The sequence below is a fragment of the Glaciimonas sp. GNP009 genome (genome assembly GCF_054343755.1).
Map to the genome: position 1 here is coordinate 3,097,157 of NZ_JBTGUV010000004.1, position 17,436 is coordinate 3,114,592.

Annotated in this window: 13 protein-coding genes; 7 read left to right on the top strand and 6 right to left on the bottom strand. The window is 49.1% G+C overall.

Features of this window, described 5'->3' with window-relative positions:
- Positions 1–361: 361 nt before the first annotated feature.
- The 5 genes from ACXX82_RS14555 to dapA all read left to right on the top strand — a co-directional run bounded on the left by ACXX82_RS14555 (position 362) and on the right by dapA (position 6,800).
- Positions 362–2,584 (top strand): DUF3300 domain-containing protein, encoded by a 2,223-nt coding sequence (locus ACXX82_RS14555; protein ID WP_458563153.1) that lies wholly within the window; start codon positions 362–364, stop codon positions 2,582–2,584.
- A gap of 272 nt (positions 2,585–2,856) precedes the next feature.
- The gene (locus tag ACXX82_RS14560) at positions 2,857–3,006 is read left to right on the top strand and encodes a DUF3096 domain-containing protein (protein WP_322235941.1); all 150 of its coding nucleotides are present in this window, start codon (positions 2,857–2,859) and stop codon (positions 3,004–3,006) included.
- Positions 3,007–3,501: 495 nt separating this feature from the next.
- The gene (locus tag ACXX82_RS14565; RefSeq protein WP_322235943.1) at positions 3,502–4,896 is read left to right on the top strand and encodes an MFS transporter; all 1,395 of its coding nucleotides are present in this window, start codon (positions 3,502–3,504) and stop codon (positions 4,894–4,896) included.
- A 260-nt stretch (positions 4,897–5,156) separates the two neighbouring features.
- Positions 5,157–5,768, top strand: coding sequence for a hypothetical protein (locus tag ACXX82_RS14570; RefSeq protein WP_458563154.1), 612 nt, complete (start codon positions 5,157–5,159; stop codon positions 5,766–5,768).
- A gap of 66 nt (positions 5,769–5,834) precedes the next feature.
- The gene (gene dapA, locus ACXX82_RS14575) at positions 5,835–6,800 is read left to right on the top strand and encodes a 4-hydroxy-tetrahydrodipicolinate synthase (RefSeq protein WP_323505745.1); all 966 of its coding nucleotides are present in this window, start codon (positions 5,835–5,837) and stop codon (positions 6,798–6,800) included.
- Positions 6,801–6,926: 126 nt separating this feature from the next.
- Here dapA and ACXX82_RS14580 read toward each other — a convergent pair whose 3' ends face one another.
- On the bottom strand, positions 6,927–9,146 hold the full coding sequence (locus ACXX82_RS14580; RefSeq protein WP_322235949.1) for a patatin-like phospholipase family protein: 2,220 nt from the start codon (positions 9,144–9,146) through the stop codon (positions 6,927–6,929).
- A gap of 536 nt (positions 9,147–9,682) precedes the next feature.
- On the opposite strand from ACXX82_RS14580, the gene ACXX82_RS14585 reads away from it, so the two are divergent.
- Both ACXX82_RS14585 and ACXX82_RS14590 read left to right on the top strand, forming a co-directional pair.
- Positions 9,683–10,300 (top strand): ParB-like protein, encoded by a 618-nt coding sequence (locus tag ACXX82_RS14585; protein WP_322235950.1) that lies wholly within the window; start codon positions 9,683–9,685, stop codon positions 10,298–10,300.
- Between the two features lie 4 nt (positions 10,301–10,304).
- Entirely contained in the window at positions 10,305–12,068 is a 1,764-nt protein-coding gene (locus tag ACXX82_RS14590; RefSeq protein WP_458563155.1) for a SulP family inorganic anion transporter, read from the top strand.
- Positions 12,069–12,123: 55 nt separating this feature from the next.
- Here ACXX82_RS14590 and ACXX82_RS14595 read toward each other — a convergent pair whose 3' ends face one another.
- From ACXX82_RS14595 to ACXX82_RS14615, 5 genes are all read right to left on the bottom strand, one after another.
- Complete coding sequence (locus ACXX82_RS14595) at positions 12,124–12,981, bottom strand: response regulator (RefSeq protein ID WP_322235954.1); 858 nt, start codon at positions 12,979–12,981, stop codon at positions 12,124–12,126.
- A gap of 124 nt (positions 12,982–13,105) precedes the next feature.
- Positions 13,106–13,522 (bottom strand): Hpt domain-containing protein, encoded by a 417-nt coding sequence (locus ACXX82_RS14600; protein ID WP_322235955.1) that lies wholly within the window; start codon positions 13,520–13,522, stop codon positions 13,106–13,108.
- The gene (locus tag ACXX82_RS14605) at positions 13,515–13,931 is read right to left on the bottom strand and encodes a response regulator (protein ID WP_322235957.1); all 417 of its coding nucleotides are present in this window, start codon (positions 13,929–13,931) and stop codon (positions 13,515–13,517) included. Before ACXX82_RS14605 ends, ACXX82_RS14600 begins: the two co-directional genes overlap by 8 nt.
- Positions 13,928–16,354 carry an ATP-binding protein gene (locus tag ACXX82_RS14610; RefSeq protein WP_322235959.1) on the bottom strand — a complete coding sequence of 809 codons (2,427 nt, stop codon included), beginning with the start codon at positions 16,352–16,354 and terminating at the stop codon, positions 13,928–13,930. The genes ACXX82_RS14605 and ACXX82_RS14610 overlap by 4 nt, the downstream gene beginning before the upstream one ends.
- 306 nt (positions 16,355–16,660) lie before the next feature.
- Complete coding sequence (locus ACXX82_RS14615) at positions 16,661–17,119, bottom strand: CHRD domain-containing protein (RefSeq protein ID WP_322235961.1); 459 nt, start codon at positions 17,117–17,119, stop codon at positions 16,661–16,663.
- Positions 17,120–17,436: the final 317 nt, after the last annotated feature.

Genomic DNA, 17,436 nt, shown 5'->3' on the forward strand with positions numbered 1-17,436 from the left:
CTTTATCACTGTTAGCGTGCCCTGATTGTGAGCACGTTTGTCGATTCTCATCTTCGCGTGTTGATTGGAAGGATAGTGTTGGTATGGTTTTCCAGAATGCGAATTACATGCTGGATTATCGTCCTGTCAACCAGCTGCGCTGAGCGGCGTTAGTTATTAGAAATAGAATCTAAATATTCCTGAATTGCCCAATTTATGGCACCGCTTAGCGGCTAGATCAACGTGGCTTTGCCTACTCCATCTTTAAAACTATCAATAAATGCGGGACATGCAATAGTTTGTAACCTCTTAATATCATCACAATGTTACGTGCTAATTTGCTGCTATCAACACCGTTAAATGCCAATATTGTGAGATCACCATGTTAAAAAACAAGAAGACACTGTCATTGATGCTCAGCACTACGCTTTGTGTGGCAATGTTACCGCTGGCAGGATGCGATAAAACCAAAGCGCCAGATCAACCGGCGGTAGACGCGTCTCCGGCTAAGCCTGCTTACGTGCCGCCGACAGCGGAACAGCTGTATCAAATGGTAGGGCCGATCGCGCTGTTTCCAGATAAGTTGGTGGCGCAGGTTTTGGCTGGCTCGACCTATCCTGATCAGATTACCGCTGCGGATGCCTGGTTGGGACAGAACAAAAATCTCAAAGGCGCTGCATTGGTGGCCGCAGCAAATCAGCAACCGTGGGATGTCAGCGTAAAAGGCTTGACCACGTTCCCGGATGTGCTGGATCAAATGGCGTCAAATATTCAGTGGACCTCGGCTTTGGGTGCAGCTTATGTGAATGATCCGACGGACGTAATGAATGCGATCCAGGTCATGCGTCAACGCGCTTCCACCAGCGGAAATTTGAAAACTACGAAGCAGCAAAAGATCGCCGTCGTGACGCGTGCCAACCGGACACCGCCACAAGGTTATGTATTGCGGCCGGGTGAGCCAGCTGTGTATTCGGGGCCTGAAATCATTCCCGCCCCGCCTGACATGATCATGATCGAACCGACAGAGCCGGACTACGTTTATGTCCCGACTTACAATCCGCGAGTGGTCTATGGCGATCCTGTCGCCTATTACCCTGGCTATAGTTATGCGCCACCGCCGCCACCACGCTATAGCACTGGCGAGGTGGTTAGCACCGGCGCGATTTCATTCGGCCTCGGCGTTGCAGTAGGTGTTGTGATTAGCAATTCGAACTGGGGTTGGAATTCGTGGGGAATGCGTTGGGGCGGTGATCGCGATGGCGGCGGAGATAGAGGACGTGGGCGAGATGATGACCGTGGTCGGGGTGATAGTAATGGTGGATCAGATGGCGGTGGATGGCATCGGCCTGCAGTGGTGTATAACAACGCGACCTATGTGTCGCGATCTTCTACGGTTGTTAATCAGGTCACTAATAACAATTACAACAATAATTACAATAACCATAACAATAACTCGGTCAATAACGCGAACAATAACAACAGCATCAATACCCGTAATAATACAACGAATAATGGTGCTCCCGGTCAGGGCGGTAGTAACAGTGCGCCAGCCAATGTTGCACCTAATGCGGCAGCCAACAACGTGGCAAATTCGAACAATGCTACTCGACCAAATTTCGCACCCCAAAATCAGCAGCGAGATTTTGTAACCGGAGCCGGACTTGGAACCGCGGGACAAGGGGCGACCAGAGCAGGGCCACCGAATGTTAATAATATGAATCACGGTCAGTCTGTTCAAAACAATGGTGGACGCGCACCAGGACCTGGCCCCGCTGGACCTGCTGCGGGCGTCGCTACGCCGGGCGTCGCTACGCCGGCCAACACAGCGCCAAATTTCAATAAAATGAGTCGGCCTGATTTCAGTCATGTCGCGCCGCGTGGTGGTAACGTGCAACAGAACCAACAACGCCCAGATGGCAATCAGGCGAACCCTGCGGATAGTGGCAGACCACGGCAGAATCAAGAGCATGCGGAGAGCAACCCGCAAAACAGACCGGCTGCTGCTGCCGGAGTGCAGGTACGACCAGATGCGGCGCATTCACCAGCCACCCCGGTTGCACAGCATCCAGAACAACGTCCTCAAGGATCGCCACAGGAACGGCCTCAACCTCAGGCGCGTCCACAGATGCAATCGCAGCAGCAGGCGCAACAGCAGCAGGCGCAACAGCAAGCTCATGCCCAAGCACAGCAGCAGGAGCGTGCTCAAGCACAGCAGCAGGAACGTGCTCAAGCACAGCAGCAGGGACGTGCCCAAGCACAGCAGCAGGAGCGCGCTCAAGCACAGCAGCAGGAACGTGCTCAAGCACAGCAGCAGGAACGTGCTCAAGCACAGCAGCAGGAACGTGCTCAAGCACAGCAGCAGGAACGTGCTCAAGCGCAGCAGCAGGAGCGTGCTCAAGCACAGCAGGCACAGCGCGCTCAGGTGCAACAGCAGGAGCGTTCCCAAGCGCAAATACGGCCACCGGCCCAACAGCAAGAACGTTCTCAACCGCAAGCGCAGCCGCAGGCACAGCCTCACCCACAAGCGCCTAACAATCATCCTGAGGCGCATGAAGGTGGTGGTCGCCCTCATCCAGATAAGAAGGATGAAAACAAGCATGAATGAGGAGGCGATTGACTCGATCAAAAAACCAACAATTGAAGCAGTTTATGGACTTCACAAAACGGATTAAAAATCGTCTCAACTTACTACATCAGGAATAAAAAAAGGGTTACCAGAAAAGCTCTTCTGGTAACCGACTTTTTATCACGTCGCTTAAAAATGACACCGCACAGGTTAGCCCAAAAATAGTAAGCCAGTAGTAAGCGATATCGCAATCGGGGATACTCTTTAGAGCAATCTATTTCATTCTTTTACTACATTGACGAGACTTTATTATGAACATTCACATCACCATCGTGCCGTTAGTTTCTCTACTTGCAGGTATTCTTATTTTAGTCATGCCGCGTCTGCTAAACTTTATTATCGCCATTTATTTGATTGCGATAGGCGTCATTGGGTTGTTTGGAAATCATTTACATTTGTAATAAAAAAGCTTGCCGGGCCTCATCTCACAAGGGGCCTGGCATTTTTTTATGGTGTCCGGAAATGAACCTATAGCTTCCGTCACTCGATCTGCAGTTCAGCGCGCCAAGCCAAACATGTTGCATCTTAAATCTGTGACGATTTAATTTTTCTGCCACTAGCGACGACGTTATCTGGTGGGGCGTCCTGATGGTGTGAACGACCTCTTAGCAATTGCCATCATTGTTGCGCACATAACATTTAAAACTTTGTCGGCGTTTGTCAACAAGCGTGTCTTTGTCCCTTCAAAGTTAACTCCCTCAGTCTGCCCTATACACCGCCCCCAATGCACTGATCCTATGCGGATGTGCGGTTAGTTGAACGCAGGCTATACCTTCGACGATTTCACGCTTTATACGACGTAAATACGCAGGTAAACGTCGTTATTTGTAGGTCTGCGGTGAAGTGAATATTACAAAATAACAGGAGGGAACCACTATTTTAAAGGGGAAAATGCTATGGATGGAACAGTATCAATGCAGGTTGGACATGGTCCGCAGGCAGCGGCACGGTTAGAGCGCTTGCCGGTCAGTGGCTATCACAAGATGATTTTTTTTATCATCGCACTGGCATTTTTCTTCGATTCGATTGATCTTGGGATGATGACCTTTGTATTGGGCTCAATAAAAACCGAGTTTGGATTATCCACCCAAGCGGCTGGTGCGTTAGCGAGCATGAGTTTTGTTGGCATGGTGTTGGGTGCGGCGATGTCAGGGATGTTGGCCGACCGCTTTGGCCGCAAACCGGTATTTCAGATCAGCATGATTATTTGGGGTGTGGCCAGCTACCTATGCTCGACGGCACCCGATGCGACCACGCTGGGACTGTATCGTTTTCTGCTAGGGCTGGGAATGGGGATGGAATTTCCGGTGGCGCAAACATTGATGTCGGAATTTATCCCCGCGAAGGCACGTGGCAGGTACGTGGCGCTGATGGATGGATTTTGGCCTCTGGGTTTTATCACCGCTGGGCTGATTTCGTATTTTGTATTGTCTTCCTATAACTGGCGCAGCGTGTTTGTGGTGCTAGCAATACCGGCATTATTTTTGCTAGTGGTACGCCGCTTCATTCCAGAATCGCCGCGTTGGCTCGAACATGTCGGACGCCACGAAGAGGCTGAGGCAACGCTGGAAAAATTCGAGAGTAAAGTAAAACGCAGTCTCAAACTTCAGGTATTACCTGAGCCACTATGGTCAATCGGCGCGTTACCGTCCGGATCAACGTCACGTAAAACCAATTCCTTCATGGCGCTGTGGTCGCCACAACACCGCACGCGGACTATCATGATCTGGGGTCTGTGGTTCTTTGCGTTGCTCGGTTTTTATGGCTTAACTACGTGGTTGGGTGCGCTGTTGCAACAAGGCGGTTTTGCGGTGACCAAGTCGGTGTTGTATACCGTGGTGATTTCACTTGGCGGGATTCCCGGATTTTTGACGGCAGCATGGCTAGTCGAAAAATGGGGGCGTAAGCCGACTTGCATCGCCTCTCTGCTGGGCGGTGCATTGATGGCCTACTTGTATGGAAAAAGCGCGATGAGCGGTCATGAAAATGCATTGATTGCGAGCGGCTTGTGTATGCAGTTTTTCTTGTTCGGAATGTGGGCTGTGCTGTATACCTACACCCCTGAACTGTATTCAACCGGTGTCCGCGCAACGGGGTCCGGCTTTGCTTCCGCGATTGGTCGCGTGGGTTCTTTGCTAGGCCCTTATGCTGTTGGCGTGGTGCTGCCGACATGGGGGCAGGGTGGCGTGTTTACGGTCGGGGCGCTATGTTTTGTTGTTGCTGCTGCATTGGTATTTTTTCTGGGGATTGAAACCCGTGGATTGGCTTTGGAGGAATTGTCGGCTGATTAGATCGGTTCGGTCTTTGGCAAAATATTCGTAGAATTAAGCGCGTGGCTGCATCCAAATAATACTTGCTAGAAACCGTTTGGATGTGGCTACCAAAAATGATGCACTACCTTAACTAATGGGTTGTTCGTGATAAACAAAGAGGGTATTGAATTGCAATAATTTTTTACAAAAATTTTACATTGCAGCGCGTCATTTTTAGAGAATCTTTACGTCCGATCTATTAACCTATATTCCATGATGATCACGGAAGCGGGTTATATATGAACAAGATGTCACCGATCGATATAGAAAAGATACATACATCATTTCCTTTGTCGTCGTACCTATTCCCTTGTTTTTTTCCGTACACGTCGCGTACCGCAAACTTTGGTAAAAGCCACGCTGGGAATTTGCCAAAAATAGGCAATCAAAAAAGCGATATCACGGTATTTACGTCAGATACAAAACGTCCTGCACCAGCCGCCAAAACGCTTCCAGCTAGTCACGATACCGGTCTTACTTTTGATGGTCAGATTGCGCATCAAACATACAATCAAAACGCCTCAAACGGCGCTCTGCCTTCACAGTTTAAAGAACGGTCTTCCACACCTAAGCACCGTGGTGGCATGCACAATGTAGCCACACTCAATCGCACTCGTCAGGATTGCATCATGTACCTGATCGTCAGTGCCGATTGTGTCACTCAATTACGTCATGTAGTGATGGAAACGTGCGGCGACTGTGTGGCGTTTATTCGGATACAACCTATTGCCCATGCAACCCGTATGAAGGTGTGGTTGGGTTTGAGCAAGCCAGCGGTATGTCAAATTATGGCGAGCGTGATGAATAGTTTGCCGGGTGCTGAGTTTGGTCAGGTCATGCCTTTTGAATGATGATCAACTGCATGAGATTGTCCTGTTAACTGTCATTATTATGTCTATTCGTTGAGTGAGAAAATTATGTCTATTTTTAAAGGAATCTGGGTTCCTCTAGTGACACCTTTCATGCAATCGCATGATCAAAAAATCGATTTGGATGCAGCGCAAAAACTAGCCGTGCATGTAATCGAAAGTGGTGTGCATGGTTTGGTCGTTGGCGGCACGACTGGTGAGGCAGCGACTTTGTCGGAGGACGAGCAAGCTTTGCTGTTGGCTGCGGTGATTGAAGCGGTAGACGGACGCTGCCCAGTTGTAATGGGCATCGGCGGCAGCGATACCCGCGCTTTAACCGATAGAGTGCGACGTTTTAATGCTTATGCGCTAGCGGGATATCTGATATCGGCACCCGCGTATGTGCGGCCGTCCCAATTGGGTATAGTGCGTCACTTTCAAACATTAGCTGATCACACCGATCGACCAATTATTATCTATAACATTCCTGCTCGTACCGGCGTGAATATCACATTGACGACGGTCGAGCTGCTTGCGCAAGACCCGCAATTTTGTGGGATCAAAGAGAGTAGCGGCGATGTTTTACAACTGACTGAGTTGATTGAGAATACGCGTTTGCAGGTTTTTTGTGGTGACGATACTCTGATTTTTCCAACATTTTTATTGGGAGGACACGGTGCCATTTCTGCTGCTGCGCATATTCGTCCAGATTTATATGTCCAGCTATATGCGCTGATGCAAACGGGCGATAATGTGCAGGCACGTGCCATTTTCGATAGCCTTTTGCCGCTTATTCGGATCTTGTTTTCGGAGCCTAATCCCGGCCCCTTGAAGGCTGCATTGTCTATGCAGAATCGGATTCAGGAGGAGTTGCGATTGCCAATGACGGCGATGACGGCGTCTGGGCGGCGGCGCTTGGAGAAAGCTCTGGAAGGCGTTATGGGGTTACCGGTATATTCTCCTTTGATTAACCGTGTTTTTACGGATGACGCTGACCGAACACAATTCTTCAGATCGGCATTGACGTCGGTATGAGTGTTGGCTTGCTTATAGTGGATTTTATAGCAAATTGTTTTGCGTGGATTTGACTGCCAGACAACAGCAACCAACAATGGCGTCGCTTCAGCCAAAAAAAGCGATGCGCCATCCCTCACGATAACGTCAAAAAACGCGTCCCAATTGCAGGTAGAGATTCCACACGCCTTGCGGGGCAAGGGCGAAACCGAAGTAGAGTGGTCCAATTAAGCTGTTGCCGCCCACAAACATGCTGACACTTTTCTTGTAGGGGCCTTTGTTCACACTATCGCGGGTTTGCCATACGTCGCCTATTTCGAGTGAACTGCCGAATACAGGATTGCTTAAACCCGGGATGTTAAATTCACGCAAATTGTTGAGATAAGTGATGCGGCCATATGCTAAATAGTTACCGGTAAACTGGTCTGGCGCATAGGCAGATAGGTGCTGGAATCCACCCAGTGTAAAGCCCAGTCCACCATTCCCGATACTACCGTTGGCGTTATCTGCACCGTAAACCCCAGCGCCTTCCAGCGCCAGATTAATGGTGTGGCGACCACTGCTGATCGCCCATAGCGCTTTGATCTGTGCATCGTTATAGTGATTTTCTGCCCCGCCGAATGCGATATTGGTAATCGCAGACAGGTAATAGCCTTTGCGTGGAAATAAGGCGTCGTCAAGCTGGTCGATGGTGACCTGCGCACGTGCAGTCGTTTGCTTGATTTGCTGGCTGAGAAATAGGTTGCCGGATTCACCTGGAATGTTATAAAACGGGTGACCATTGAGTTGCCGATAATTGACGCCCGCGCGAAACTCTCCTAAGCGTGCGATCGGTATGCCAAGGTCGACACCGACCGTGGCACTATCGATGACGTAAGAGGTTAGTGGCACAGTGTTGGCGTTGGCCCCTTCGTCAGGATAAATGTCCACATGCCTGCGATTATATTGCGCATAAGGTGCTACATACAAACCGAGCGTATCCCAGATTGGTTGCCGCAATTCGGAGCGCCAATCGACTTGTTTGTCACCTAGAACGATGTCGTTGCGCCACTCCAGACCGCTTGGGGTCAGCCACGGAAACCGATGGCCGATTTGGAGGTTGAAGCCGCCGCGTCCATCAAAACTATTCGATACGCCAAAGCCGAATAAAAGGAATTGTGGCCCCCATGTTTTTGCCTCTGCATTCACGTTCAGAATATTGCGTCCGTTTTCTACGACCATTTCTTGCGTGACGCTTTTAAAGTCTCCATTAGTGGTCAGGCGCGTCAGGTCCTGATTCAGGGCGCTTGAATTGTACAGATCACCATCATGGACGCCAAGCTGGCGCTGGACGATCTCCGCCGGGACAGGTCCTTTTGTCGTGATGTTGATCGCATCAATGCGTGTTTCTGCCGTGATGACGTGCCCTGGTTGTCGCGCCGCCAGGTATGTTTTCCATTGGGTATCCGATAATGCCAAAGGCACCAATTTGGCACGGGCTTGTTCGGTTGCCTGCGCACCCGCATTGATACCGTCCTTGCCGCGTGAAAAATCGGTGAAAGACAAATCACCTAATTCAGGCTCGATCAGGATATCTTTCTCTTTAAGTAAGGCTTTTTGGGCCTTAACGTTTTGACGAATCAGAATGGTCACCATCTGCTGGGCGACTGCTGTTGGCGACTCGATGTTGGAGGGATCTTGCAAGGGAGTGGCAATATTCACGGCAATAATGATATCGGCGCCCATGTCGCGCGCAAGTTGAACGGGCAAATTGCTGACCAGACCACCATCCACCAGAGTGTGACCATCAATGTTAAAAGGTGTGAATAAGCCCGGCACAGCCATGCTTGCACGAATTGCACGCGGCAACGATCCTGCTCTTATGATCACTTCTTCGCCGGTACCGAGATCAGTCGCGACAGTCCGGAATGGGGTTGGTAAACGGTCGAAATCGATATTGGCTGGCAGTTGCGTGGTCCAGTTCTGTAGCAAAGCCAGCAGATGATTCCCCTGAACCAGTCCGGTCGCTATCTTGAGTTTGCCATCGCCGTAACCGGCAGATAATCCAATCGGATACTGAAAATTATCTTCACGACGCGACTGCGGTAGTTTTGCGCGATCGTTGCGGTCGAACGCGATATCGCTCAAATTGATCTCAGATAGTTTTTTTTCCAACGCATCTGCCGACAAACCACTGGCATACAGACCGCCGACTACCGCACCCATGCTGGTGGCGGCAATGTAATCGATAGGGATATGCCATTGCTCCAGCATTTTCAGTACGCCAAGATGGGCATAGCCGCGCGCGCCACCGCCGGAGAGGACCAGGCCAATGCGCGGCCGTTTTTGTACAACTGTAGGGGATGTGTCAGGTGCTGCGTCGGGCAATCTAGTTGCGCCATATGCTGACTGCGTCCAAGCCGTTGTCAGTATGGTTATTAGTACACTTTTAAGCGCCGTTGTAAGGATGCGTGGTGAGATACCAGTACGCAAAAGGGGGCGAAGCTGCGGTTTCAGACAACGGATAACATTTAGGCGCATGAGTGAGGTCGTAGGTTTCGTCAGAGTGCAAAATACGTGGAGCGGTCATGGGGTGGCGCGGCGGTTTAAAGGCGGCAGCCTACATACTTTGGAAACTTTGGCCCGATTTTTTACGCTTGCTAAATAACGGAATAAAAAAAGAGGTAAAAAATATTCTCATCCTCACTAACGCAGGTATTAATATTAGATTATCAAGTTACCTCGCTTTTTAATGCGTTATACATGGATGATGCTAGTGGTCTGCATTTTGTCGTCAGGTTGAAAGACAAACTGTTCGATTATCTTTTATACATGCCGATTTGGCGGGATATTCAACTTGGTTGCAGGCAATTTTACCGCTATTGCACAATTAGCCGACGAAATTTTAGCTTTAGGAAAATACTATGACAAGCGCCCATCCACAGCTCGTTAGTGTCAAACTGGAAAAGCTTCACCCGACGCAAATCACGGTAGGTAAGGAGGAGGTGGCGCTGAAGCGCAAGGCGTGGGAGAAGCTCAATAAACGTGCGCGCGCAGCGGCGTTAGATCAACACTGGTTTCCGGCTATTTCTGGCCCGAACGGCATCCATTATATCGTCGATCACCATCATTTTGGACTGGCACTGATTGAAGAGGAGGTCAAAATGGTATCTTTACTGGTGTTAAAGGATCTCTCCTTTATCGAACCCGCCAGATTTTGGACCGTCATGGATCACCATCAATGGGTGCATCCCTATGATGCCGATGGCGTGCGTTGTCAGTTTGATGCAATTCCAAAGCGTCTGGAAAAATTGCAGGATGATCCATATCGCAGTCTGGCAGGCGAACTACGCCGCGCCGGTGGTTATGCCAAAGATGTGACGCCATTTAGCGAGTTTCTCTGGGCCGATTTTTTTCGTAGCAGAATATCGCGCGATATGCTGAGGGAGCAATTTGACAAGGCGATGATAAAAGCAATGAAGCTTGCGGGTAGTCAGGATGCGCGCTATCTGCCCGGTTGGACCGGTCTGGTAGTGGGTTGACGCGATGGGCGCTGCCAATTGCACATCCGTCAACGCTGCAACGGTGAATCGGACCAAGCGGACCAATAAGCAGCCGACAAAAAATAACGACAGAAATCGTTGGTCGGATGTGATCGCAGGACTCTCCATTGCGGGCCTGTTATTACCCGAGGCTGTGGCTTACGCAAGCATTGGTAATTTGCCGCCACAGGCCGGTGTGATTGCCTTGTTTGCCGGATTATTGTGCTATGGCTTGCTCGGTACTAGCCGATTTGCGATTGTCTCTGCCACGTCGTCGTCCGCCGCAGTTCTGGCAGCGGCGACTGCCGCCATCGCTAATGGCAATGCTGGATTACGGCTGACGCTGGCGATCGGTTTGGTATTGGTATCAGGCGTTTTCTTTTTGCTGGCATCTCTGGCGCGGATGGGTAACGTCACCGATTTTATTGCCAAGCCTGTGCTGCGCGGTTTTGCTTTTGGGCTGGCGATTGTGATTATTCTTAAGCAATGTGCCAGCGTGGTGGGCGTTCAGCCTGTGCACAGCGATCTCATCCGCTTTATTCCCGAATTAGTCGCTCGTGTCGCTATATGGAATTGGGTCGGCGTTGCGGTGACAGTTGTCGCATTGATTTTATTGTTTATTTTGGCCCGATTCAAACATATTCCGGGTGGTCTGATTGTCATCGCTCTCGGTATCGCAGCCAGTAAATGGTTCAACCTATCGGACTATGGCATCGGGATGGTGGGGACAATTCAACTGCAATTGTCGACACCTTCATTGCCGCTGCTAACGCACGCAGAGTGGTTGCGTATTGGCGAATTAGGTTTTGCTATGGTCATGATTTTGTATGCCGAGTCGTATGGCTCTATTCGGACTTTTGCGATGAAGGTCGGCGACAATGTATCACCGAATCGTGACTTGATGGCGTTGGGTGTATCCAACTTGGTATCTGGGTTATTTCACGGAATGCCGGTCGGTGCCGGTTATTCGGCCACGTCGGCTAACGAAGCCGCGGGCGCTAAGTCGCGCTTGGCAGGTTGGGTTGCGGCAGCGGTGGTGCTGGCTATTGTATTGACTCTATTACCCAGTATCGCTTTGACGCCAGTGCCGATATTGGCGGCAATTGTGATCCATGCGGTGAGTCATACCTTGAATCCAGCCTTATTTCGGTCCTATTTTGCCTGGCATCGGGATCGGCTGGTCGTGATATCGGCTGTAATCTGTGTATTACTGTTGGGGGTACTGGACGGTTTGCTGGCGGCCATTGCGATCAGTATCTTAATGATGCTTCGACAACTTTCAGCGTCCTCGATTGTGGTCTTGGGACGGTTGGAGCAAAGCCATGATTTTGTGAATATAGCGACATATCCGCGAGCAAAAGCAATCTCCGGCATATTAATTCTAAGACCAAATGAGCCGATTTTCTTTGCCAATGCAGAACGCATTTTAAGTCAGGCGCGGCTGGCCTTGAAGGCCGCTGATGCGTCGATTCATACCGTTATTATTAGCCTGGAAGAGTCTCCCAATCTGGACAGCTCGAGTATTGAGGCATTGCTGGATTTCTATCGGTCTGTCGCGCTTGATGGAAGGCAACTTTTATTAGCGCGTCTTAAGGCGCCGGTTTATGACCTGCTGAAGGGCTTGGGTTCGGCGCTTGTTCCGCTCAAATCGCTGAATAGTTTGAGTGTTGACGACACGGTGAGAATTGCACAGGCGGATACCAGCCCCACCTCCAATTCGATCGCCGCCAGTGCTACTGATCCTGTTACTAAGCTGCAAGCTCTTTAAGCCTTTTCCGCCAGACAGAACCGAATGGCTGCCTCGCCGATGGTTTGACAGTTGTCTACCTACCGGTAACGCTCTGAATACATTCATAAAGCGTCTGCCATTTAAACGGTTTAAAAATATAACCGTCGGCCTCGGCCTTCAGGCCGCGCATCACATACTCGTCCGTAATCTGTGAGGTAACCATAATCACGGGTAATTGCTGTAGCGCTGGATGGCGACGAATGTATTCCAGTACGTGAAATCCATCTTTGCCGGGTAATCCCGGCAGCATGACATCGAGCAACACTAAATCCGGCAGCGGACCACTCTCAGGTGCTGCAAGCGCACTCAAGGTTGTAATCGCACCCACAATATTGTCTACGATCTGGACGTCGAAATTTTTATGTTTCAGCAGCGTTTCAAGTAAATGGCTTAACGATTCGTCGTCTTCCACCACCATCACTCTTAGCGCTGCTGTGTTCTCGTTCGGAGTGAGACCCGAAGTCTTTTGTCCATAGGTGTAAAAACCCTTTTTTTCCAGAATAGCCGCACCGCGGCGGGCTTCGGCCCACGCTTGCACACTTTCCCTTAGTGTGAGTTCCGTCACTTGGATGGTCGGCAGCGCCTGCGTAAATTTAATCAGGCCATCTGTCGTAAATTGCGTCCGTTGCTGGGTCTCGATTGATGATTCGCGGTAAGCGTCCGAACTTCCGTTGGAAAACACGCGAATCAATCCCTGGCTAAGTAATGACCCGAGTGAAGTCACCAGCTTTAGGTTGGTCGTTGAATCAAGCATGTTACTAATGTCGTCAACATTGGATATACCGTCGATCAACGTCAAGATACGTGCATCATCTCGTGGTATATTTTTTGCGCCGCCTTTAAGCTCATTCATGCCTTTGGAGGTCTTGCTGTAAATAGCCGAGTTATCCATTGGGTGTTAAGTTTCTCCGTATTTACCTATTCCGCTAGTATATTTCGTCTCTGCTTTTTGTAAAGTACGAATACACATGGTGTAACAATTTGATTGCATAATGTCAATATATATCTGATTCCTGTCAGACTCCGTCGGGGTTTATTTTTGTCATAATGATTGCTGGCAGAAATGCTTCAAGTGTCGATATTCCTGTACTTAGATCGATCAACGTTTTTTCGGACCAGGCGTTGTCGGCGATGTAGATCTGCATTTGTTGTTCCAGCAAACCTGCTTGCTTTCCCAGTGCAATAAAGCCAAAACTGCCAGCGCTTCCGCTCAGCGAATGGAGTAGAAAGTATAGAGTACTGATGGTTTCGTTTTTTTTTAATCCTCCACCGGTCAATTCTCCTTTGTCCAACTCTTCTTTTAGCTGTTCTAAGGCTGCGTGCATCTGGGCAAATTTGGCCGGCAATATCTCAGCGTATTCTTTCCCTAGAGAAATAATTAGACGCGCTAATTCGTTATCTTCATTAGCGTCTGGTGTACGTTGCTCATTCATTTTTTTCGCCCCACAGCTTCCGAATCAATTGCGCCAACTGCATCGGATCGAAAGGCTTCGCGATCACGTCTAACGCACCTAATGATTTTAAATACGCGATTTCATGCGGCTGTGCTTTGGCAGTCATAAAAATGGTGGGCGTCTCAGCAGCGCCAGGCAAAGTGCGTAATGCTGCCAACGTTGAAGGTCCATCCATCTCCGGCATCATGACGTCCAATAAGATCAGGTCGGGTCGATTGCCGCTGTTGATGGTCGTCAACGCTTCCGCTCCGGAACTACAGAGGGTGACGTCAAAGCCACCAATAGATTCAAGCGCCAATCGGGCAATACTCTGAATATCAAGATCATCCTCAATGTACATAATGGACATGAGAACTGTGTTGTGCGCCTTGGTCGATGGCAATGTCATATATGTCCGTCAACTGTACTTTGCTTCAGTGGCGCATCGAATGTTGCTGGCGCTACGATAGCAGGCAAGTCAATAAAAAATTCAGTCGGATCACCGACAGCGCTTAGAAATCCAATATGCCCACCATGCCGCTCAACCAGATCTTTACTAATACTGAGGCCTAAACCGGTGCCACCTTTTTTTCGCGAGTCAGCCGAGTCAGCCATGGCAAATTTTTGAAAAATCCGGTGGCGAAATTCTTTCCCAATGCCACTCCCATGATCAATCACGGAAAGCCGTATCCAGTTTTCATGCGCAATCTTGTGTTGCAGAATATGTAACGTCACTGTGTCTTCGGTCGGCGAAAATTTGATCGCATTTGACAGCAAATTTATCAACACTTGCAGTAAACGATCTCGATCCGCGCAAACATAAATGTTTTTATCTTCAGCAGCGACTTTTAAAATCAGTTTCACATTAAATTGCGCCGCGTAACCCTGCGTGGCATCAATTGCTTGCTGAGCCATAGGTAACAGCGCTTGATCAACCATCTCAAAGCGCATATTGCCGGATTCAATTTTTTCGATATCGAGTACATCATCAATCAGTCGTACCAGTCGTGCACAGTTTTTACTCGCGATTTCCAAAAGTGTTTTGGCTTGCTCCGGCAATTCCCCTGCGACGCCACCAACCAGCAATCCGATTGAACCTCGGATTGAGGTTAGTGGTGTCCGAAGTTCATGAGAGACAGTCGAGATGAATTCATCTTTAATGCGTTCAACTTCTTTTCGATCAGAAATATCCTGTAAAAAAGCACTAAAAAAATACTCGTCTTTATTGTGAACCAGGCTGATTGTGATTTCGACTGGGAATTCATGATTTTGGCGGTCCAATACAACGCGTTCCATCCGATTATTCAGAAAACTAAGTGCGTTCAATTTACCTAAGTCGCCCGATTCTCCTGGGCCGCCCGACTCGCTTATTTGAACCACTTTTTGGATGGCAGCATCTACAACTGTCTGAAATCTTGCGGGGATGATCTTGCGCGACATTTGTTGCCCGATGACTTCTTTTCGACTCCATCCGAACATTTTTTCGGCTTGTGTGTTCCAGTCGATAAAGTTACCGTGCAAATCGACCCCAATAAAAGCTGCCTGAGCCGTTTCAATGATGCTCTGAATACGATTTTCTCGCTCAGTAACCTTCGTTAGCGCTTTCCCAAGTTCGGCGGTACGCAGTTCAACGCGCTTCTCCAGAGTAAGATTTAGCTCTTTTAGCGCAGATTCTTTTTTTAGTAAATCTCCGACCAGCCCATTGAGCGAGGCCGTTAAAGCTTGCACTTCGAAATAATTATTATTGCCTGGCGTTGTTGGTATATCCGCGATTTCGCCTTTTTGTATTCTTTGGGCGGATTTGGCGAGCGCGCGCAAGGGCAGAATGATATTGCGCGCCACGATCAATCCCAGAAAAGAAAATAATACGGCGGCAGCCAAGCCTGTCCAGATGACCTTTTGCTGAATTTTTTTAAGCGGCATAAACGCGTCGACTTCGCTTTGACGCACTAATACAATCCAGCCCATGCCGGGATAAGATTCATAACCTTTGCTAGCGCTGTAACCGACCAGATAACGTTTTTTATCCGGCCATGTTTCGGCTGTATAACCGGAGGGCGACGTTTGCGCCAACTTCAAGCTGGGAAGATCAATTGTTTTGTTCTTAAGGTCGCCTGGGCCAAGAAGAACTTTGCCGTCCTTATTGAGAATGATCGATTCGACGTTTCTCCGCTGATCCGATGGTGTGACAATGGACTGTTCAATATCGTAGGCCCATTGCCATGACAAATGGGTCGCCAGGATGCCAGCGACGCGGCCGTCCTTATCGCGATAGGGAAATGCAATGTCAAGAAGACGCATTGCTTCTTTGGTGGAAGATTTGCCATCGGTAACGGGCGGTAGCAATTTAGCCAAAAACACAGCGTCATGGACGTCGCCTAGATAGATACCGTGCAATGCATTTTTAAACCATGGACGCCCCGACGCATCTGCACCTTCGAGGACTTTCTTGGCCGACACGATCACCTTGCCGTCGAGATCGGTCATCCCAATCCAGGCATAGTAGGGATAACTCTCTTGCAGTGTTTCCAGCTGTTTGCGATGTTGTAAAGCATCGTCTGGCATCGTGTTCAGATCGTAGCGGGCCGCCATCAGTTGGACCTCCCGATAGCGTTCGAACATGTCACGATCAAATGTGTCGGAGGTTTGGGCCGCCAGCTCCCTCAAACTATTACCGATACGTGATTTGATTGAATCGGTGGCGGAGATTTCAATCACGCCAACCAGAATAAAAGTAAGCAAAAGGGAAAGGGCAGAAAATGCCAGAGCCAGATAGACGGCCACGCCTCGTGATGAAAAGTATTTTTTTAATTTCAGTGAAATGAGGGGCATAGCGTCTTGAAGCGCAATAAATTGAGGATAAATCGAATCAGCAGCTTTTGCTGTTTTTAGTATTTTTGTTGAACATGCTCAGCTAGACTGGTTTTTTACTACCTCGAATCGACGTTTAAACGGTTTTAACATGCTCCCAGCACCAATGCCCGTAAGTCATCTATTACAAATAATCGGGGAAATACCTGACGAAAGCGACGACGACCAGCCTAAAAGTGATCGTCATCGGTTTTTACGCGTTTTACAAACTATTAATAAAGATCCGTATTCTTACCGATTGACACTAATCATTAGTAATCCGAATAGTTATTTCGTCAGCTGTGTACGAATTTCGCCGCCAGGATGCGCAGCGCTATGCACATTGACGTACAAATTTCCCGCCATATAACTTGCATATTGGCTATCGGTCAGCATTGCACCGGGTGGTACAGACCAAGTGTTATCAGCCGTTTTGCTTAGCGGCACGATCACCGGACCATTAGCACCGGCTGCTCCCTCGTGAATGTGGGCGGCTTTGCCATCGACGCCGGTCGTCACGACTTTGCCAGTGACCGTCTTATCCGCTGCCACCGCAATAGTCACAACGCCTGTCGCTTGTGAATCGTTAGGCGGAACTTCGTGCGCGCTGTCCAATTTGGGTTGCATGCTGTGTCCCATCATTCCCATTGGATCCATGCCAGACGTTGTACATCCGGTGATAAGGGCAGACATTGTTAAGGCGGAAGCTAGCAAATAAGGTCGTGCAGCGTTTCGGAGGATAAACATCGTGAGTTTCCTTTTCGGTTATTGATCGATGTGAAAAAACAGTTTAGCCGGTTTTGAATCATTCTACCGTTGCATAAAAACAACTAATTATAGGCCGAGTGGAGATGCGCGTGAGCGCTCGTGGTGAGAGACCTATCTTGCCAGATAACGTGACAACTTACCATGGGGGATCTGCACCTGCTTCATTCTTCAGAAGCGTGAAACTTGCCATTTTGTATTCGTCGCGCGTGGGCAAACTATCTTTCACTACAAGCATTCCTGAGAAAGAAAAATTGGCCGTTTTGCCTCACATTCATTTGACAATAAGAATCATTCGT

Excerpts from the sequence above, each read along its gene's own strand:
- ACXX82_RS14555 (WP_458563153.1), top strand. The coding sequence starts at position 362 with ATGTTAAAAAACAAGAAGACACTGTCATTGATGCTCAGCACTACGCTT.
- ACXX82_RS14560 (WP_322235941.1), top strand. The coding sequence starts at position 2,857 with ATGAACATTCACATCACCATCGTGCCGTTAGTTTCTCTACTTGCAGGT.
- ACXX82_RS14565 (WP_322235943.1), top strand. The coding sequence starts at position 3,502 with ATGGATGGAACAGTATCAATGCAGGTTGGACATGGTCCGCAGGCAGCG.
- ACXX82_RS14570 (WP_458563154.1), top strand. The coding sequence starts at position 5,157 with ATGAACAAGATGTCACCGATCGATATAGAAAAGATACATACATCATTT.
- dapA (WP_323505745.1), top strand. The coding sequence starts at position 5,835 with ATGTCTATTTTTAAAGGAATCTGGGTTCCTCTAGTGACACCTTTCATG.
- ACXX82_RS14585 (WP_322235950.1), top strand. The coding sequence starts at position 9,683 with ATGACAAGCGCCCATCCACAGCTCGTTAGTGTCAAACTGGAAAAGCTT.
- ACXX82_RS14590 (WP_458563155.1), top strand. The coding sequence starts at position 10,305 with ATGGGCGCTGCCAATTGCACATCCGTCAACGCTGCAACGGTGAATCGG.
- ACXX82_RS14595 (WP_322235954.1), bottom strand. The coding sequence starts at position 12,981 with ATGGATAACTCGGCTATTTACAGCAAGACCTCCAAAGGCATGAATGAG.
- ACXX82_RS14600 (WP_322235955.1), bottom strand. The coding sequence starts at position 13,522 with ATGAATGAGCAACGTACACCAGACGCTAATGAAGATAACGAATTAGCG.
- ACXX82_RS14605 (WP_322235957.1), bottom strand. The coding sequence starts at position 13,931 with ATGACATTGCCATCGACCAAGGCGCACAACACAGTTCTCATGTCCATT.
- ACXX82_RS14610 (WP_322235959.1), bottom strand. The coding sequence starts at position 16,354 with ATGCCCCTCATTTCACTGAAATTAAAAAAATACTTTTCATCACGAGGC.
- ACXX82_RS14615 (WP_322235961.1), bottom strand. The coding sequence starts at position 17,119 with ATGTTTATCCTCCGAAACGCTGCACGACCTTATTTGCTAGCTTCCGCC.